Source organism: Streptomyces sp. NPDC055287, from assembly GCF_053646035.1.
The window spans coordinates 150,582-167,392 of record NZ_JBSHNE010000012.1 but is presented as its reverse complement, the minus strand read 5'-3'; the positions used below and the strand labels follow the sequence as shown (position 1 = coordinate 167,392).

Genomic DNA, 16,811 nt, shown 5'->3' with positions numbered 1-16,811 from the left:
CCCAGCATCCCTCCCTCACCTTCCTCTTCACGTACGGAGAACACGACCATGAGCGCACGCAACAACCAGGCCAACAAGGCGGCTGCCCGCGAGCGACTGCGCGCCGAGCGCGAGCGGCAGGCCAAGAAGGACAAGACGCGCCGCCAGGTGATCGTCGCGCTTTCGATCGTCGGCGTCCTCGCGGTGGCCGGCGGCGTCGGATACGGCGTCATGCAGGCGAACGAGCCCTCCGCCTGGGAGGCCGCGAAGAACGAGAAGCAGGTCACCGCTCCCGCCAACACCGAGGGCAAGGACGGCACGACCGTCGTCGTCGGCAAAAAGGACGCGAAGAAGACGCTGGAGCTGTACGAGGACTCGCGCTGCCCCGTCTGCGCGACCTTCGAGCAGGCCAACGGCGAAACGATTCTGAAGGATGTCGACGCAGGCAAGTACAAGGTCAAGTACATCGGCGCGACCTTCATCGACCGGACCATCCCCGGCGAGGGCTCACGCAACGCGCTGAGCGCACTGGGCGCCGCGCTGAACGTCGGCCCCGAGGCGTTCCTGGAGTTCAAGGGCGCGCTGTACTCGCAGAAGAACCACCCCGCGGAGCAGGACGACAAGTTCGCCAAGGACGACTACCTGATCAAGGTGGCCGACGAGGTGGACGCGCTCAAGGGCAACAAGGAGTTCCAGCGGAACGTGCAGGACGGCACCTTCGACGCCTGGGCGCTGAAGATGTCGGCCACCTTCGACAAGAGCGGAGTCAAGGGCACCCCGGCGCTGAAGATGGACGGTGAGACGGTCACCGGGTCGGACGGCAAGAACCCGCCCATGACGGCGGCCGAGTTCAAGACCGCGATCGAAAAGGCCCTCAAGGGCTAGCGGCCGCACGGCACTTCACCCAAGGGTGGGCGAACGTTCTTGCGTTTGCCCACCCTTGAGCTGTACTGATCAGTAATGTACGGCCGTGACCAGTCGATTTGTTTCCTCTCCCAGCCGCCGTACGGTCGTCAAGGCCGCTGCCGCGACCGCTGTTTCCGTCCCCGTCGTCGCCGGCACGCACACCGCGGCCGCGGCCACCGCCGTACAGGCACCCGAGTTCCTCCACGGAGTCGCTTCCGGCGACCCACTGCCCGACGGGGTCCTGCTGTGGACCCGGATCACGCCCACCCCCGACGCGGTGCCCGGCTCCGGCAAGGGGCCCGATGTCGCGGTGACGTGGGAGGTCGCCGAGGACCGGGGGTTCTCGAAGACCGCGGCCCGCGGCACGACCACCGCGAGCGCGGCGACCGACCACACCGTCAAGGCCGACGTGCGGGGCCTGACCCCGGCGACCGACTACTACTTCCGCTTCACCGTGGACGGGGTCGTGTCCCCCGTCGCCCGTACCCGCACGGCTCCCGCCACTGACGCCGCCACGCCCGGGGTGCGCTTCGGCGTGGTCTCCTGCGCCAACTGGGAGTCGGGGTACTTCTCGGCGTACCGGCATCTCGCGGCCCGCACCGATCTGGACGCGGTCCTGCACCTGGGGGACTACATATACGAGTACGCGACGGGCGGGTACCCGACGCCCCCGTACGTCGTACGGCAGCACGAGCCGGCCCACGAGATCCTCACGCTCGCCGACTACCGCACCCGCCACGGCAAGTACAAGACCGACGCCGACCTCCAGGCCCTGCACGCCACGCACCCGGTCATAGCCATCTGGGACGACCACGAGATCGCCAACGACGCCTGGTCCGGCGGCGCCGAGAACCACACGCCGGGCGCGGAGGGCGAGTGGTCCGCGCGCGTTGCCGCCGCGAAGCAGGCGTACTTCGAGTGGATGCCGGTCCGCGCCTCCACCGAGGGCACGGTCTACCGCCGGCTGCGCTTCGGGAAGCTGGCCGATCTGCATCTCCTGGACCTGAGATCGTTCCGCTCCGAGCAGGCGAAGACCGGCAGCGGCTCGGTGGACGACCCGGAGCGCACGCTCACGGGCCGCGCCCAGCTGGACTGGCTCAAGGCGGGTCTCGCCTCGTCCGACGCCACCTGGAAGCTGGTCGGCACGTCGGTCATGATCTCGCCGGTGGCGTTCGGCTCCCTGCCGGCCCATCTCCTCGAGCCGTTGGCCGAGTTGATGGGGCTGCCCAAGGAGGGCCTCGCGGTCAACGTCGACCAGTGGGACGGCTACACCGACGACCGCAAGGAGCTGATCACCCACCTCAGGGACCGGGCGGTCAGGAACACGGTCTTCCTGACCGGTGACATCCACATGGCGTGGGCCAACGACGTGCCGGTCAAGGCGGCGACGTACCCGCTGTCGCCGTCGGCGGCGACCGAGTTCGTGGTCACCTCGGTCTCCTCGGACAACCTCGACGACATCCTGCACGTCGCGCCGCAGACCGTCTCGCTCGTCGCCTCGACGGCGGTCAAGGCCGCCAACCGCCACGTGAAGTGGCTGGACATGGACTCCCACGGCTACGGCGTCCTCGACGTCACGGGCGAGCGTTCACAGATGGACTACTACGTCATCTCCGACAAGGCGCGGCAGGACGCGACCGCACGCTGGGCGCGCTCGTACCGCACGCTCAGCGGAACGCAGAAGGTCGAGCGGGTGAACCAGCCGGTTCGCTGATAGGCGATTTTTAGCCATCACGCGCCCTGTTACGGACAGATCACGCCAGGAGGCGGGTGGTGTTAATCCGCCATCCGAATGCGGACACACCACCCGCCTCGGTAGCCCCAGGACTTACCTGGAGATCTCAAAGTCTGGACCAGGCTGAAACTTTTCGTCCCGATGCCCCAATTGATCTCAGGATTGATTGGGCTTGATCGCTTCTCATCGAGATCTGACATGCACACATAACCTCCGGGCAGCGGCGAGGAACCCACCCTCGCCCACCCCCGCGAGGAGTCAACGTGCGTGCTCTTGCTCGTATATCCCCCCTTCTGCGCAAGCGGTTCATCGGTACGGCAGTGATGGCCGGAACCTTGGCCCTGTCCACCCTGTCCGCACCCGCCGGCATCGCCGTCGCCAAGGCGCCCGCCGAGAAGTGCGTCGAGGAGACCCACGCGAGCAGCGCCCGCGAGGCGCGTCCGTCGGGCGACCAGCACGCCGACGAGCCCAACGAGGTCACCGCGGCCAAGGCCAAGGCCATGGACGCGGACCTGCGCAAGAGACTCGACAAGCTCCGCCTCTCCGGTGGCACCGGCAGGGCTCTTTCCGCCACTGCCGTGACGACCATCCCGGTGTACTTCCACGTCGTGCACAGCGGCACCACCGGCAAGCTCACGGCGACCGACATCAACAACCAGATGGCTGTCCTCAACTCGGCGTTCGGTGGCCAGGGCACCGGGAACGTCAACTCCAACTTCCAGTTCACGCTGGCCGGTACGGACTACACGGACAACGCCTCCTGGTACAACCTGGCGTCCGGTTCGACCGCCGAGAAGCAGATGAAGTCGACCCTGCGCAAGGGCGGCGCCGGGGCGCTGAACTTCTACACCGCCAACCTCAGCGGCGGCCTGCTCGGCTGGGCGACCTTCCCGAGTTCGTACAACTCCAGCCCGAGCATGGACGGGGTCGTCGTGCTCGACAAGTCGCTCCCCGGCGGCAGCTCCGCCAACTACAACGAGGGCGACACCGCAACCCACGAGGTCGGCCACTGGATGGGGCTCTACCACACGTTCCAGGGCGGCTGCAACGGCAACGGCGACTACGTCACCGACACCCCGGCCGAGAAGAGCGCCGCGTACCAGTGCCCGACCGGCCGTGACTCCTGCGCCAGCAAGACCGGCGTCGACCCGGTCCACAACTTCATGGACTACACGTACGACAACTGCATGTACCAGTTCACCGCCGGTCAGGTCACGCGGATGACGGACAGCTGGACCGCTTACCGCGCCGGCTGACCTAAGGGTCCTCTACTCTGACGCCATGAGCGGGCCGGGGGACATCGGGGACATCGTCGACGGGCGTTTCGAGCTGCTGGAGCGGCTCGGCCGAGGGGGCATGGGCACGGTATGGCGTGCCCGCGACACCGTCCTCCACCGCGAGGTCGCCCTGAAGGAAGTCCTGCCTTACGGCCCGGCGTCCGCCGGTGACGCCGAGGCCTCGCACGTCCTGCGGGAGCGGGTACTGCGCGAGGCCAGAGCGCTGGCCAGGATCAGCCACCCCCACGTGGTGACGATCCATCACATCATCGACGAAGAGCCGCACCCCTGGCTCGTGATGGAGCTCCTGCCGGGCCGTACCCTCCAGCACCGCCTGGAGGAGGGCCCCTTGCCGCCCCGGGAGGCGGCGCGCACCGGCCGCGAGATCCTCGCCGCCCTGCGCGCCGCCCACGCCGTCGGCATCCATCACCGGGACGTGAAGCCCGCCAACGTGCTGCTGCGGGCAGACGGGCGGGCGGTCCTCACCGACTTCGGCATCGCCGCCGTCCAGGGCTCGGCCTCCCTCACCATGACCGGCGAGGTGATCGGCTCCCCCGAGTACATGGCGCCGGAGCGCGTCCGGGGCTCCGCCGATGTCCCGGCGTCCGACTTCTGGTCGCTGGGCATGACGCTGTACGTCTGCGTGGAGGGCGTCAGCCCGATGCGCCGCGGCAGCACTCTCGCCACGCTGGCCGCCGTGCTCGACGATCCCGTTCCGCCGCCCCGGCAGGCCGGGCCGCTCGGTCCGGTGCTGGCGGAGCTGCTGGTACGGGACCCGGCCGCGCGCCCGGACGCCGGCCGGCTCGACGCACTGCTGGCGGCCGCCGAGGCTGGACACTTCCCGGCGCCGGCGCCCGTGCCCGTACCGCCGTCGCCCACGCGGATCGACACACCGCGGCCCGGCGACGCGTCCGCACCGCCCACGCCCGCGTCCGCACCTTCCACGCCGCATGCGCTGCCCACCGCCGGCCCGCGAAGCGTCGCCGCGACGGTCACCACTCACTCACGTCGCGGCCGGGCTCCGCTGGCCGCCGCGGCCGGGGTCGTCGCCCTGGCGCTGCTCGGTGCGGGGGCCTACGCCGCGCTGAAGCCGGAACGGGAACCGGACCCGACGGCCGGAAGGGGCGGCGGCACGACGACGGTCACCGCGAGCGCGACCCCCGTCAGCGGGGAGCCGGCGACGTCCCCGGCCCCTTCGGCACCGCCGCCGGTCACACCGTCCACACCGGCCGCGAACTCATCGCCACCGCGACAGCCGTCCGTGGCCGGCAGCTGGATCGCGCAGCTTCACTCCGAGCCGCTGACCGCCGGCCGCGCCGCACTCGAAAGCCGGCTGGCGGCCGTCCGGCAGCAGGTCCCGGAGGCCCAGGTGTTGCGGAGCGACGACTTCCGCTCGTTCCGGTCCGGGTACTGGGTGATTTACGTCACCGGCCCGTTCGCCGACGGGCGCGCGGCGCTGTCCTTCTGCGCCGAGCGCGGCCGTACGACGCCCGACGAGTGCGTCGGCCGCTGGGTGAGCGACAGCCCTGCCGACCGTGTCCACCTGTGCCGCCCGCCCGCGAGCGCCCCGACGGGACGCTGCACGCGCCCGTAACGACGGCCCGGCCGCAGCCGCAGCCGTCAGAGCGTCGCCAGGAACCCGGCGGCGACCTTCCACGTCTGCGCGGCGGCATCGGCGTCGTAGTCCGGCAGATCCGGGTCGGTGTAGAGGTGGCCGGCTCCCGGATAGCGATAAATCTCCACGTCCGCGCCGATCCGCCGCATCCGCAGATACCAGGCGTTCAGCCAGTCGTCGGACTCGAAGGGATCCGGCTCCGCGACATGCAGCTGTACGGGCAGATCATGCGCCGCGGCGTCGTCGGCGATGTCCGACGTCCCGTGCAGAAGCAGCAGGCCACGGGCCTTCTCGTCACCGAGCGCGAGGTTCTGCGCGACGGAGCCGCCGAAGGAGAAACCGGCGTACACCAGACCGTTCTCGGAGTGCGGGGCGGCGGCGACGACGGCGCGCCGCAGGAGCTCGTCCCGTCCGATGCCGTCCTTGATCACCGCGCCCTCCTCCATGGTCGCGGCAGTTTGCCCCTCGAAGAGGTCGGGCACGTGCACCTGGTGCCCGGCGGCACGCAGCCGCTCTGCTGCGGCGTGCACCGCCGGGCGCAGACCGTAGACGGAGTGGAAAAGCATGATGTCCATCCCGCCATCCTCCCATTTGAGCGTCGGAGTCATGGAGAACGTACTGCGCCCGTTGATCGTCATCGGCGGCTCGGTCGTGCTCACGCTGGTCGTCGGCTGGGCCGCCGACCTTCTGCTGCGCCGGACCGATGCCCGCCACCACGAGACCCCACTGTGGGGCCTGCTGCGCCGCTGCCGTGTGCCGCTGCAGGTTCTGATCCTCGCCGCCGTCCTGAGAGGGGCGTACGAGAAGACCGCCCTGACGATCGTCCAGGACCACCGGGCGGGAATCGGCCAGGTGCTCTCCCTGGTACTGATCGGAGCCGGCGCCTGGCTGGTGATACGGATCGCCTCCGCCGTCGTGGAGTCGTCGTACGCCCGCTACGCCTCCACGACCCGCGATCCGGCCCGGGTTCGGCGCGTCCGTACCCAGGTCACGCTGATCATGCGGATCGTGACCGCGGTCGTGGCGGTGGTGGCGGCCGGCGCGATGCTGATGACCTTCCCCGGCATGAAGGCGGTCGGTACGTCGATGCTCGCCTCGGCCGGAATCATCGGCATCGTCGCCGGCGTCGCGGCCCAGTCGACCCTCGGCAACCTCTTCGCCGGCTTCCAGATCGCCTTCGGCGACATGGTGCGCATAGGGGACACGGTGGTCGTGGACGGCGAGTGGGGCGTGGTGGAGGAGGTGACGCTGACGTTCCTGGCCGTACGGACCTGGGACGAGCGGCGGATCACCATGCCGGTGTCGTACTTCACCAGCAAGCCGTTCGAGAACTGGTCGCGCGGCGGCGCCCAGATGACGGGCACGGTCTTCCTGCACCTCGACCACACCGCGCCGGTGGACCTGATGCGGGAGAAGCTCCAGGAGATCCTGGGCACGTGCAAGGCGTGGGACGGCCGCGACTGGAGCCTGGCCGTCACCGACACGACGCCGAACACCATGGTGGTACGGGCGGTCGTCACGGCCAAGGACGCGGACGACGTGTGGACGGTCCGGTGCACCGTACGCGAGCATCTGATCGCCTGGCTGACCGAGAAGCACCCCTACGCACTCCCGCGCATAGCCACCGCCCCCGCGGACCGGCCCCCGAACGGCAAGCCGCCGGTCCCGGACGAAGAGCCGCGCACGGGACGCGGATAGCCGCTACTTGAGGCTGCGCACGTCCAGGTGGTGCAGCACCCGGTCCACGACCTCGGGGTCGGCGCCCGGTTCGCTCCGCGCGGAGAGCACCTCGTGCCGCGCGGCCGACATCATCTCGCGCTGGATCCGGTGCACCGACTTGACCCGCTCGACGCGCTGCGCGAAGGCCTCGCGCCGCTCCTCGTCCACGACATCGGGGCTGATCCTGGCCCCGATGTCGAGCGCCCCGCGATGCAGCCGGTCCAGGACGTCGTCGGGCAGCTCCTCGACCTCCTGGATCTCCTTGAGCCTGCGCTTGGCGGCCTTGGCCGCCCGTACCGCCAGGTCGTGTTCGAGGTCGCGCTCCGCGCCCGTGTCCGCGCGTACGCCGAGCCTGCGCACCAGCCACGGGAGCGTGAGCCCCTGGACGAGGAGGGTGGCCATGATGACGGAGAAGGCGATGAACACGATCTCGTCCCGCGCCGGGAAGGGCGAGCCGTCGTCCGTCCGGAGCGGAATGGCGAGCGCCAGCGCGACCGACGCGACGCCCCGCATGCCCGACCACCACATGACGACCGTCTCGCGCCAGCTGACGGGGATGTCCTCGTCGTAGTCCCGGAGCGTGTGCAGCCGCTTGGCCAGCCAGGTGGCGGGCAGCAGCCACACCAGCCGTACGCCGACGACGACTCCGACGATCGCCGCGCCCCAGCCGAGCATTTCGCCGACGCGGCCGTCGGCCGTACCGAAGACGTTGTGCAGCTCAAGACCGATCAGGCCGAAGGCGATCCCGGTGACCAGCGTGTCGACGATCTGCCAGAAGGTCTGTCCGGCGAGGCGGCCGAGTACGTCGTCGGCGTCGACGGCGTGCTCCGCGAGGTAGAGCGCGATGACGAGGACGGCGAGCACGCCGGACCCCTTGAACTCCTCGGCCAGCACATAGGCGACGAAGGGCGCGAGCAGTGTGAGGCTGATCTGGAGGGTCGCGTCGCCGAGGTAGCTCATCAGCTTGTCGGTGATCCAGCCGAGCCCGAACCCGGTGACGACGGCGACGAGGGCGGAGAGGAAGAGGTCCCCGACCGCGGCCGGCCAGGAGAACGTCCCGCTCACCGCCGCCGCGATCGCCACGTGGTAGAGCACGATGGCCGTCACGTCGTTGAACAGCCCCTCGCCCTCCAGGATCGACACGAGCCGCCGCGGCAGCCCCAGCGACCCGGCCACGGCGGTGGCCGCGACCGGGTCGGGCGGGGCGACCAGCGCGCCGAGCGCGATGGCGGCTGCGAGCGGCAGCCCGGGGACGACGGCATGGGCGACCGCGGCCACCGCGGCCGTCGTCACGAAGACGAGCGCCACCGCGAGCAGCAGGATGGGCCTGATGTTCGCGGTGAACTGCCGCCAGGAGGTGCGCTGCACGGCGGCGTACAGCAGGGGCGGCAGGACCAGCGGCAGGATGTACTCGGGCGGGACCTCGACGTTCGGCACGAACGGCAGCAGTGCCAGGACGATCCCGGCGACGGTCATCAGAACCGGCGCCGGCAGCCCGAGACGCTCCCCCAGAGGCACCGTGACGACGGCCCCCAGCAACAGCAGGAACAGCAGGGCCAATTGATCCACGGTGCACCATCCGGCGGTTCGGAATCTCGACGATCAAGACCCCAAGGGTGCCATTACTCCCGGATCCGCTGCCGGATCCAGACGCCGGCTTCCTTCAGTACGCCGTTGCCGGTCCAGGTGCCGCCGTTGCAGGTGCCGGGCTTGAAGACCGCGCCCGAACGGTCGTCGTCGGAGTAGTTCCAGTTGGTCCAGGAGATCTTCTTGCGCTTCATCAGGTCGAGGAAGCGCTGGGTCTGGGCGAAGTCGTTGGCGCCCTCCCCGGCGTAGTCCTGCGTGCCGAACTCGGTGACGAAGACGGGGAGCCGGTCGGAGGCCCGGTTGAGGGCGTTCAGGTACTCGTCCCGGTGGGAGGCGGCGTAGAAGTGGAAGGTGTACATGATGTTGGAGGCGTTCACCGGGTTGGCGACCACCTCCCGCTCGTCGGATCCCTCCGAGACGCCGAACGAGGACCACGCGCGTGTGCCGACCAGGACCACGGCGTCCGGGTCCTGCGCCCTGATGACCGGGATGATCTTCTCGGCGTAGGACTTGATCTTCGACCAGCTCACCCCCGAGGGCTCGTTGGCTATCTCGTAGAGCACACCGGGGTTGTCCTTGTACCTCTTCGCCATCGTGGTGAAGAAGGTCTTGGCGCGCGCGAGGTTGAAGTCCGGGTCGCCCGGGTCGAGCATGTGCCAGTCGATCACGGCGTACATACCGCGCCGGTTGGCCCCGTCGACGAACTTCTGGGCGAGCGCGGTGAAGCGCTGGGGGTCCGTCTCGTAGCCGTCCTCCTGGACGTACGTCGAGACGCGCAGGACGTCGGCGCGCCAGTCACCGGCGAGGGCGTCGAGCGAGCCGTCGGTGACGCACTGGGAGTACCACTGGGTGCCGTGGGTGCTCATGCCGCGCAGCTGGACGGCCTGCCCGTCCTCGTTGCAGAGCTGGCGGCCGCAGACCTTGAGCTGTCCGTTGGCGGAGACGGGGGACGGGGGCGCGGGGGGTGTGGCGCCGACGGGCGACTGCAATGCGATCACGATTCCGAATGCCGAGGCGGTGAGCAGAGCTTTGCGCGCTCGGATCGTACGTCGGTGCATGGGGTGGTGCTCCCTTCGGGTGGGGGTTCCGGTACGGGAGTTCGGGTGAAAGTTAGGGTTGTTTCCAGTTAGCGTCAAGAGTGTTGGGAAACTTTCCTAACGATTAGCGGGCAAGCAAAATGGGGCCACAGCACCGAGCTGTGACCCCATCAGCCGTTCTGAGCTGCGCCTACAGCGCGCGCCTCATCGCCTGGTGCGGAATCCCCGCGTCCGGGAACTCCGGTCCGTACCCGGCGTACCCGAGCCGCTCGTAGAAGCCGAGCGCGTGCGTCTGCGCGTGCAGGTCCACCGCGCGCAGACCGCGCTCCCGGGCCGCGTCCTCGATCGCCCGCACCAGCGCCGCCCCGACGCCGAGTCCGCGGGCCTCGCGGCTGACGGCCAGCCGGCCGAGCGAACCGACCGTCGTGTCCCCGCCGGTCTTGCCGGCCGCGGCCGGGCCGTGCAGCAGCCGTCCCGTACCCAGCGGCGTCCCGTCAGCCGTCACGGCCAGGACGTGCACCGCGCCCGCGTCGTACGCGTCGTACTCGATGTCGGCGGGCACCCGCTGCTCGACGACGAAGACCTGCTTGCGGACGGCGAAACAGGCCTCCAGGTCGGCCGGCCCCTCCGCGATCCGGACGTCGTACGACGACGGCGCGCTCATCGGCTCCGCGCTCATGGAACGCTCGCTCACTCGCTCTCGGCGCGGATCACGTCCAGCGCCTTCTGCAGGTCCGCGGGGTACGAGCTCTCGAACTCGACCCACTGCCCGTCCGACGGGTGCTCGAACCCGAGCCGCATCGCGTGCAGCCACTGCCGCGTCAGACCGAGCCGCTTGCCCATCGTCGGGTCGGCGCCGTAGGTCGTGTCACCGACGCACGGGTGACGGTGCGCGGACATGTGCACGCGGATCTGGTGCGTCCGCCCCGTCTCCAGCTTGATGTCGAGGAGCGACGCCGCCCTGAAGGCCTCGATCAGGTCGTAGTGCGTGACGGAGGGCTTGCCCTCGGCCGTCACGGCCCACTTGTAGTCGTGATTGGGGTGGCGCCCGATCGGAGCGTCGATGGTGCCGCTCATCGGGTCGGGGTGACCCTGGACGAGAGCGTGGTACTTCTTCACCACGACCCGGTCCCGGAACTGCGCCTTGAGCAGCGTGTACGCCCGCTCCGACTTGGCCACGACCATGAGACCCGACGTGCCCACGTCGAGGCGGTGCACGATGCCCTGGCGCTCGGAGGCGCCCGAGGTCGAGATGCGGTAACCGGCGGCGGCGAGGCCGCCGATCACGGTGGTGCCGGTCCAGCCGGGGCTGGGGTGGGCGGCGACGCCGACGGGCTTGTCGATGACGACGATGTCGTCGTCATCATGCACGATCTCCATGCCCTCGACGGGCTCGGCGACGATCTGTACGGGGGCTGCGGCCCGCGGCATCTCCACCTCGAGCCAGGCCCCGCCCCGGACCCGCTCGGACTTCCCGACCACCGACCCGTCGACCTGAACCTTCCCGGCGGCGGCAAGCTCGGCCGCCTTCGTGCGGGAGAACCCGAACATCCGGGAAATGGCGGCGTCGACGCGCTCGCCCTCAAGGCCATCGGGAACGGGCAGGGTGCGGAACTCGGGAATGGTACTCACCCGTCGAGTATGCCTTGTCAGTCCTTGTGAACAGTCCCGTCGGGGTCCAGGCCCCGGAACGACAGGATCACAATGAGGATGCCGCCGCACACGATCGCGGAGTCCGCGAGGTTGAAGACCGCGAAGTTCGCCGGAGCGATGAAGTCCACCACAGCGCCCTTGAAGACACCGGGCGAGCGGAAGATCCGGTCGGTGAGATTGCCGAGCGCGCCGCCGAGCAGCAGCCCGAGCGCGATGGCCCAGGGCAGGCTGTAGAGCTTGCGCGCGAGCCGGGCGATCACCACGATCACCGAGGCCGCGATGGCCGTGAAGATGACGGTGAAGGCCTCGCCGATGCCGAACGCGGCGCCCGCGTTCCTGATCGCCTCGAACTTCAGCAGGTCACCGATGACCTCGATCGGCTCGTGGTGCTCCAGTTTGGCCACCACGAGCATCTTGCTGCTCAGATCGAGCAGATAGGCCACGAGGGCCACGCTGAACAGCACAGCGATCTTCCGCTTGCCCCTGCTCGCCGGCTGCTCGTCGGGGACGGCCGCATCGGAGGACTCCTCCGGCTCGGCTCCCCCGGCCTCGGGGGTATCCGGCGTACCGATGATGCGCTCCGCCTCTGCCACGTGAGTCCCTCAACCTAGGTGCCTGACTGAGGACGAGGGTACGGCACACACGTACGGACGGCCTCGGTGACCGCGTGCGACCCCGCCGTGGCGGAGTCAGTACCGGCGCTCCTGCTTCTGCTTGTCCTCCACGCACAGCGTGGCACGCGGGAACGCCTGCATGCGCGCCTTGCCGATCGGCTTGCCGCAGACCTCGCAGAGCCCGTACGTCCCCGCGTCCAGCCGCTCCAGGGCCCGCTCCGTCTGCTCCAGGCGCTCACGGGCGCTGGCCGCCAGCGCCAGCTCGTACTCCCGGGAGATGTTCTTGGTGCCGGTATCGGCCTGGTCGTCGCCCGCGCCGTCCCCCGAGTCCCGCATCAGGCCGGTCACCGCCTCCTCCGACGCGATGATCTCCGCCCGGAGCCCGGCGACGTCCTTCTCCAGCTCGGCCCGCGCCTCGGCGACCTCCTCCGGGGTCCATGGATCTTCGCCCGGCCTGACCGCGAGCTCGCCGGGAGCCACCGGGGCGACCGTCCCGGTCGTGGGGAGCGCCGTCACCGTGGCCGGGACCGCCTTCTTGGCGGCCGTGGTCCTGCTCGCAGCCTTTTTCGCAACCACCGTCTTGGCTCCTGTCTCTTCCGCGGCCTGGGCCGCCCCCTTGGCCGCAGGAGCGGCCCTCTTCGCAGCCGCCTTCTCGGCAGGTGCCTTCTTGGCCGTCCTGGCCGACTTGACCGGCGCCGCTTTCCTGGCCGGTGCGGCCTTCCTGGCCGGTGCCGCCTTCTTGGCGGCGGTCTTCTTCGCGGCGGTCTTCTTGGCAGCGGCCTTCTTCGCGACGGCCTCGCTCGCGACGGTCTCGTTCTCCGCCGAGCCGGTCCCGTCTGCGCTCTGTGCGGCGGTCTTCTTAGCCACCATGGCCGCGGCCCCTTCACATATTGTGATCTTGCTCGCGCATCGTGCTGGGACGATAAGTCGACTCCAGCCCCGCGGCAACGGGGCACGCCGCCGGTTGAGCCCTGCCGCGCGCCGGACGCGATGAGCCTGCATCGGTTGTGCCCAGCTCTCCGCCCGGTAATCCGCTCCGGAAGGCGCGGCCGGAGCCGGGGGCGCCGCGTGTGGCCATTCGGGCTATCGGCGCACCTTCGGGCGCCGCGCGGAAACCGGGCGGCCGACCGGCCCCCCGGCCCGTACACTGGGCGCAGCGAAAGGCCTCGAAGGGGACGAGTAGCGTCGTACGCAGCCAAGAGCGATCCGGGGACGGTGTGAGCCCGGCGGCGAGCGCGGCGTGAAGCATCACCCCTGAGCCGCCGGAAGAAAGCTTTGAACAGTGGGCTCCGCCCACGGGCGCAAGGCCAGTAGAACCGGCATCGCTGCCCCAATGAGGGGGTCACGGGCGCCGCCCGGGGCCAAGGAGGGTGGTACCGCGGGAGCACGACTCTCGTCCCTCCGACGGAAGTCACAGTCCGCCGGAGGAATCGATGTCGCTGTACCGCCAGGTGCCCGCCCAGGTCGACCTGCCCGCGCTCGAGCACGCCGTGCTCGATTTCTGGCGCGAGAACAAGGTCTTCTCGAAGAGTCTCGAACAGTCCGAGGGTCGCCCCGAGTGGGTGTTCTACGAGGGCCCGCCCACCGCCAACGGCATGCCGGGCGCGCACCACATCGAGGCCCGCGTCTTCAAGGACGTCTTCCCGCGCTTCCGGACCATGCGCGGCTACCACGTCGCCCGCAAGGCCGGCTGGGACTGCCACGGCCTGCCGGTCGAGCTCGCCGTCGAGAAGGAACTGGGCTTCAACGGCAAGAAGGACATCGAGGAGTACGGCATCGCGGAGTTCAACGCGAAGTGCCGCGAGTCGGTGACCCGCCACACCGACGCCTTCGCCGAGCTCACGACCCGCATGGGCTACTGGGTCGATCTCGACGACGCGTACCGGACCATGGACCCGTCGTACGTCCAGTCGGTCTGGTGGTCCCTGAAGGAGATCTTCAACAAGGACCTGCTGGTCCAGGACCACCGCGTCGCCCCCTGGTGCCCCCGATGCGGCACCGGCCTGTCCGACCACGAGCTGGCACAGGGGTACGAGACGGTCGTCGACCCCTCGGTCTTCGTCCGCCTCCCGCTGACCTCGGGCCCGCTCGCGGGCGAGGCGTCGCTGCTCATCTGGACGACGACTCCCTGGACCCTGGTGTCCAACACGGCGGTCGCGGCGCACCCCGACGTCACCTACGTCGTCGCCACGAACGGCGAGGAGAAGCTGGTCGTGGCCCAGCCCCTCCTGGAGAAGTCCCTGGGCGAGGGCTGGGAGGCGACCGGCCGGTCCTTCACGGGCGCCGAGATGGAGCGCTGGTCGTACGAGCGCCCCTTCGCCCTGGTGGAGTTCCCGTCCGAGGCCCACTTCGTGGTGAACGCCGACTACGTGACCACCGAGGACGGCACGGGTCTGGTCCACCAGGCCCCGGCCTTCGGTGAGGACGACCTCAGGACCTGCCGGGCGTACGGCCTGCCGGTCGTGAACCCGGTGCTCGCCGACGGCACGTTCTCCCCGGAAGTCGCCCTCGTCGGCGGCCAGTTCTTCAAGAAGGCCGACGAGGCCCTCACCGACGACCTGGGCAACCGCGGCCTCCTCTTCCGGCACGTCCCGTACGAGCACAGCTACCCGCACTGCTGGCGCTGCCACACCGCGCTCCTCTACTACGCCCAGCCGTCCTGGTACATCAGGACCACCGCGGTCAAGGACGCGATGCTGCGCGAGAACGAGAAGACGAACTGGTTCCCCGAGTCGGTGAAGCAGGGCCGCTTCGGCGACTGGCTGAACAACAACATCGACTGGGCGCTCTCCCGCAACCGCTACTGGGGCACCCCGCTGCCCATCTGGCGCTGCGAGGACGACCACCTCACGTGCGTCGGCTCGCTGGCCGAGCTCTCCGACCTGACGGGCACCGACCAGTCGGGGCTGGACCCGCACCGCCCGTACATCGACGCGGTCACGTTCCCCTGCACCGGCGAGGGCTGCTCGCTGACGGCGACGCGCGTCCCCGAGGTCATCGACGCCTGGTACGACTCGGGGTCGATGCCGTTCGCGCAGTACGGCTACCCGTACCAGAACAAGGAGCTCTTCGAGCAGCGCTACCCGGCGCAGTTCATCTCGGAGGCGATCGACCAGACCCGCGGCTGGTTCTACACGCTGATGGCGGTCGGCACCCTGGTCTTCGACAAGTCCTCGTACGAGAACGTCGTCTGCCTGGGCCACATCCTCGCCGAGGACGGCCGGAAGATGTCCAAGCACCTGGGCAACATCCTCCAGCCCATCCCGCTCATGGACCAGCACGGCGCCGACGCGGTCCGCTGGTTCATGGCGGCCGGCGGCTCCCCCTGGGCGGCCCGGCGGGTCGGCCACAGCACGATCCAGGAGGTCGTGCGCAAGACGCTCCTCACGTACTGGAACACCGTCGCCTTCCAGGCGCTGTACGCCCGTACGTCGAGCTGGGCCCCCAGCGCCGCGGACCCGGCTCCGGCGGACCGCCCGGTCCTGGACCGCTGGCTCCTGTCCGAGCTCCACGCCCTGACGGACCAGGTCACGCAGGCCCTGGAGTCCTACGACACCCAGCGGGCGGGCAAGCTCCTGTCCGCCTTCGTCGACGACCTCTCGAACTGGTACGTGCGCCGCTCGCGCCGCCGCTTCTGGCAGGGCGACAAGGCGGCCCTGCGGACCCTGCACGACGTGGTCGAGACGATCACGCGCCTCATGGCTCCTCTCACCCCGTTCATCACAGAGCGGGTCTGGCAGGACATGATCGTGCCCGTCACGCCGGGTGCCCCGGAGTCGGTCCACCTCTCCACCTGGCCCGAGCCGGACCTCTCCTCCATCGACCCCACCCTCTCCCGCCAGATGGCGCTGGTACGCCGCCTGGTCGAGCTGGGCCGCGCGACGCGAGCCGAGTCGGGTGTCAAGACCCGCCAGCCCCTGTCCCGCGCCCTGGTGGCGGCCTCGGGCTTCGAGTCCCTGACGGCCGAGCTCCAGGCCCAGATCACCGAGGAACTGAACGTCACCTCGCTCGCCTCCCTCTCGGAGGTGGGCGGCTCGCTGGTCGACACGACCGCCAAGGCGAACTTCCGCGCTCTGGGCAAGCGCTTCGGCAAGGGTGTCCAGGCGGTGGCCAAGGCGGTGGCCGAGGCGGACGCCGCCGCGCTCTCCCTGGCCCTGCGCGGGGGCACGGCGACGGTCACGGTCGACGGCGAGACGGTCTCCCTCTCCCCCGACGAGGTGATCATCACCGAGACGCCGCGCGAAGGCTGGTCGGTGGCGTCCGACTCCGGCGCGACGGTCGCGCTGGACCTGGAGATCACTCCGGAACTGCGGCGGGCAGGCCTGGCCCGTGACGCGATCCGGCTGATCCAGGAGGCGCGCAAGAACAGCGGCCTGGACGTCGCGGACCGCATCGCGGTCCGGTGGTCGGCGGACTCCCCCGAGACGGCGGAGGCCCTCACCGAGCACGCGGCCCTGATCGCGGACGAGGTGCTGGCGCTGGACTTCGCGGAGGCCGAGGCGGACGCCACGTACGGCGCCCCCTTCACGGACGAGCCCCTGTCCCTGACCTTCCGCCTCCGCAAGACCGAGGCGTAACAGCGGGCGGAAGGGCCCGGCCGACGCTGTCGGCCGGGCCCTTCCGCGTTCGAGGTCACGACAGCAGGGCGTCCGGGGGTCTCGGGGCTTGCTCCCAGTTCGGGAAGGAGCC

General features: G+C 70.0%; 13 protein-coding genes. 6 read left to right on the top strand and 7 right to left on the bottom strand.

Translation table 11 applies throughout. The features are described from left to right. Nucleotides 1-48 precede the first annotated feature (48 nt). The 4 genes from ACWIHY_RS20860 to ACWIHY_RS20845 all read left to right on the top strand — a co-directional run bounded on the left by ACWIHY_RS20860 (nucleotide 49) and on the right by ACWIHY_RS20845 (nucleotide 5,491). Nucleotides 49-864, top strand: coding sequence for a thioredoxin domain-containing protein (locus tag ACWIHY_RS20860; protein WP_454377142.1), 816 nt, complete (start codon nucleotides 49-51; stop codon nucleotides 862-864). A gap of 85 nt (nucleotides 865-949) precedes the next feature. After that, nucleotides 950-2,599, top strand: a complete 1,650-nt coding sequence (locus ACWIHY_RS20855; RefSeq protein ID WP_454377141.1) for an alkaline phosphatase D family protein — start codon at nucleotides 950-952, stop codon at nucleotides 2,597-2,599. 344 nt (nucleotides 2,600-2,943) lie between these two features. Continuing rightward, complete coding sequence (locus tag ACWIHY_RS20850) at nucleotides 2,944-3,876, top strand: zinc metalloprotease (RefSeq protein ID WP_454377212.1); 933 nt, start codon at nucleotides 2,944-2,946, stop codon at nucleotides 3,874-3,876. A 25-nt stretch (nucleotides 3,877-3,901) separates the two neighbouring features. Further along, nucleotides 3,902-5,491, top strand: coding sequence for a serine/threonine-protein kinase (locus ACWIHY_RS20845; protein WP_454377140.1), 1,590 nt, complete (start codon nucleotides 3,902-3,904; stop codon nucleotides 5,489-5,491). 26 nt (nucleotides 5,492-5,517) lie between these two features. Here ACWIHY_RS20845 and ACWIHY_RS20840 read toward each other — a convergent pair whose 3' ends face one another. Then, nucleotides 5,518-6,087: a dienelactone hydrolase family protein gene (locus ACWIHY_RS20840; protein WP_454377139.1), complete on the bottom strand. Its 570-nt coding sequence runs from the start codon at nucleotides 6,085-6,087 to the stop codon at nucleotides 5,518-5,520. A gap of 31 nt (nucleotides 6,088-6,118) precedes the next feature. On the opposite strand from ACWIHY_RS20840, the gene ACWIHY_RS20835 reads away from it, so the two are divergent. Further along, a complete protein-coding gene (locus tag ACWIHY_RS20835; protein ID WP_454377138.1) occupies nucleotides 6,119-7,210 on the top strand; it encodes a mechanosensitive ion channel family protein in 1,092 nt (363 codons plus the stop codon). A gap of 3 nt (nucleotides 7,211-7,213) precedes the next feature. Here the strand turns inward: ACWIHY_RS20835 and ACWIHY_RS20830 are convergent, their stop codons facing one another. From ACWIHY_RS20830 to ACWIHY_RS20805, 6 genes are all read right to left on the bottom strand, one after another. Continuing rightward, nucleotides 7,214-8,800 carry a Na+/H+ antiporter gene (locus ACWIHY_RS20830; protein WP_454377137.1) on the bottom strand — a complete coding sequence of 529 codons (1,587 nt, stop codon included), beginning with the start codon at nucleotides 8,798-8,800 and terminating at the stop codon, nucleotides 7,214-7,216. 53 nt (nucleotides 8,801-8,853) lie between these two features. After that, nucleotides 8,854-9,876, bottom strand: a complete 1,023-nt coding sequence (locus ACWIHY_RS20825; protein WP_454377136.1) for a glycoside hydrolase family 5 protein — start codon at nucleotides 9,874-9,876, stop codon at nucleotides 8,854-8,856. Between the two features lie 169 nt (nucleotides 9,877-10,045). Next, on the bottom strand, nucleotides 10,046-10,534 hold the full coding sequence (locus ACWIHY_RS20820) for a GNAT family N-acetyltransferase (RefSeq protein ID WP_454377135.1): 489 nt from the start codon (nucleotides 10,532-10,534) through the stop codon (nucleotides 10,046-10,048). Between the two features lie 11 nt (nucleotides 10,535-10,545). Beyond that, the gene (locus ACWIHY_RS20815) at nucleotides 10,546-11,487 is read right to left on the bottom strand and encodes an RluA family pseudouridine synthase (RefSeq protein ID WP_454377134.1); all 942 of its coding nucleotides are present in this window, start codon (nucleotides 11,485-11,487) and stop codon (nucleotides 10,546-10,548) included. 17 nt (nucleotides 11,488-11,504) lie between these two features. Further along, on the bottom strand, nucleotides 11,505-12,101 hold the full coding sequence (gene lspA, locus ACWIHY_RS20810) for a signal peptidase II (protein WP_454377133.1): 597 nt from the start codon (nucleotides 12,099-12,101) through the stop codon (nucleotides 11,505-11,507). 96 nt (nucleotides 12,102-12,197) lie between these two features. Further along, a complete protein-coding gene (locus ACWIHY_RS20805; RefSeq protein WP_454377132.1) occupies nucleotides 12,198-12,992 on the bottom strand; it encodes a TraR/DksA family transcriptional regulator in 795 nt (264 codons plus the stop codon). A gap of 563 nt (nucleotides 12,993-13,555) precedes the next feature. Here ACWIHY_RS20805 and ileS point away from each other — a divergent pair. Then, on the top strand, nucleotides 13,556-16,699 hold the full coding sequence (gene ileS, locus ACWIHY_RS20800; RefSeq protein WP_454377131.1) for an isoleucine--tRNA ligase: 3,144 nt from the start codon (nucleotides 13,556-13,558) through the stop codon (nucleotides 16,697-16,699). Nucleotides 16,700-16,811: the final 112 nt, after the last annotated feature.

Excerpts from the sequence above, each read along its gene's own strand:
- ACWIHY_RS20860 (WP_454377142.1), top strand. The coding sequence starts at position 49 with ATGAGCGCACGCAACAACCAGGCCAACAAGGCGGCTGCCCGCGAGCGA.
- ACWIHY_RS20850 (WP_454377212.1), top strand. The coding sequence starts at position 2,944 with ATGGCCGGAACCTTGGCCCTGTCCACCCTGTCCGCACCCGCCGGCATC.
- ACWIHY_RS20845 (WP_454377140.1), top strand. The coding sequence starts at position 3,902 with ATGAGCGGGCCGGGGGACATCGGGGACATCGTCGACGGGCGTTTCGAG.
- ACWIHY_RS20840 (WP_454377139.1), bottom strand. The coding sequence starts at position 6,087 with ATGGACATCATGCTTTTCCACTCCGTCTACGGTCTGCGCCCGGCGGTG.
- ACWIHY_RS20835 (WP_454377138.1), top strand. The coding sequence starts at position 6,119 with ATGGAGAACGTACTGCGCCCGTTGATCGTCATCGGCGGCTCGGTCGTG.
- ACWIHY_RS20825 (WP_454377136.1), bottom strand. The coding sequence starts at position 9,876 with ATGCACCGACGTACGATCCGAGCGCGCAAAGCTCTGCTCACCGCCTCG.
- ACWIHY_RS20820 (WP_454377135.1), bottom strand. The coding sequence starts at position 10,534 with ATGAGCGCGGAGCCGATGAGCGCGCCGTCGTCGTACGACGTCCGGATC.
- ACWIHY_RS20805 (WP_454377132.1), bottom strand. The coding sequence starts at position 12,992 with ATGGTGGCTAAGAAGACCGCCGCACAGAGCGCAGACGGGACCGGCTCG.
- ileS (WP_454377131.1), top strand. The coding sequence starts at position 13,556 with ATGTCGCTGTACCGCCAGGTGCCCGCCCAGGTCGACCTGCCCGCGCTC.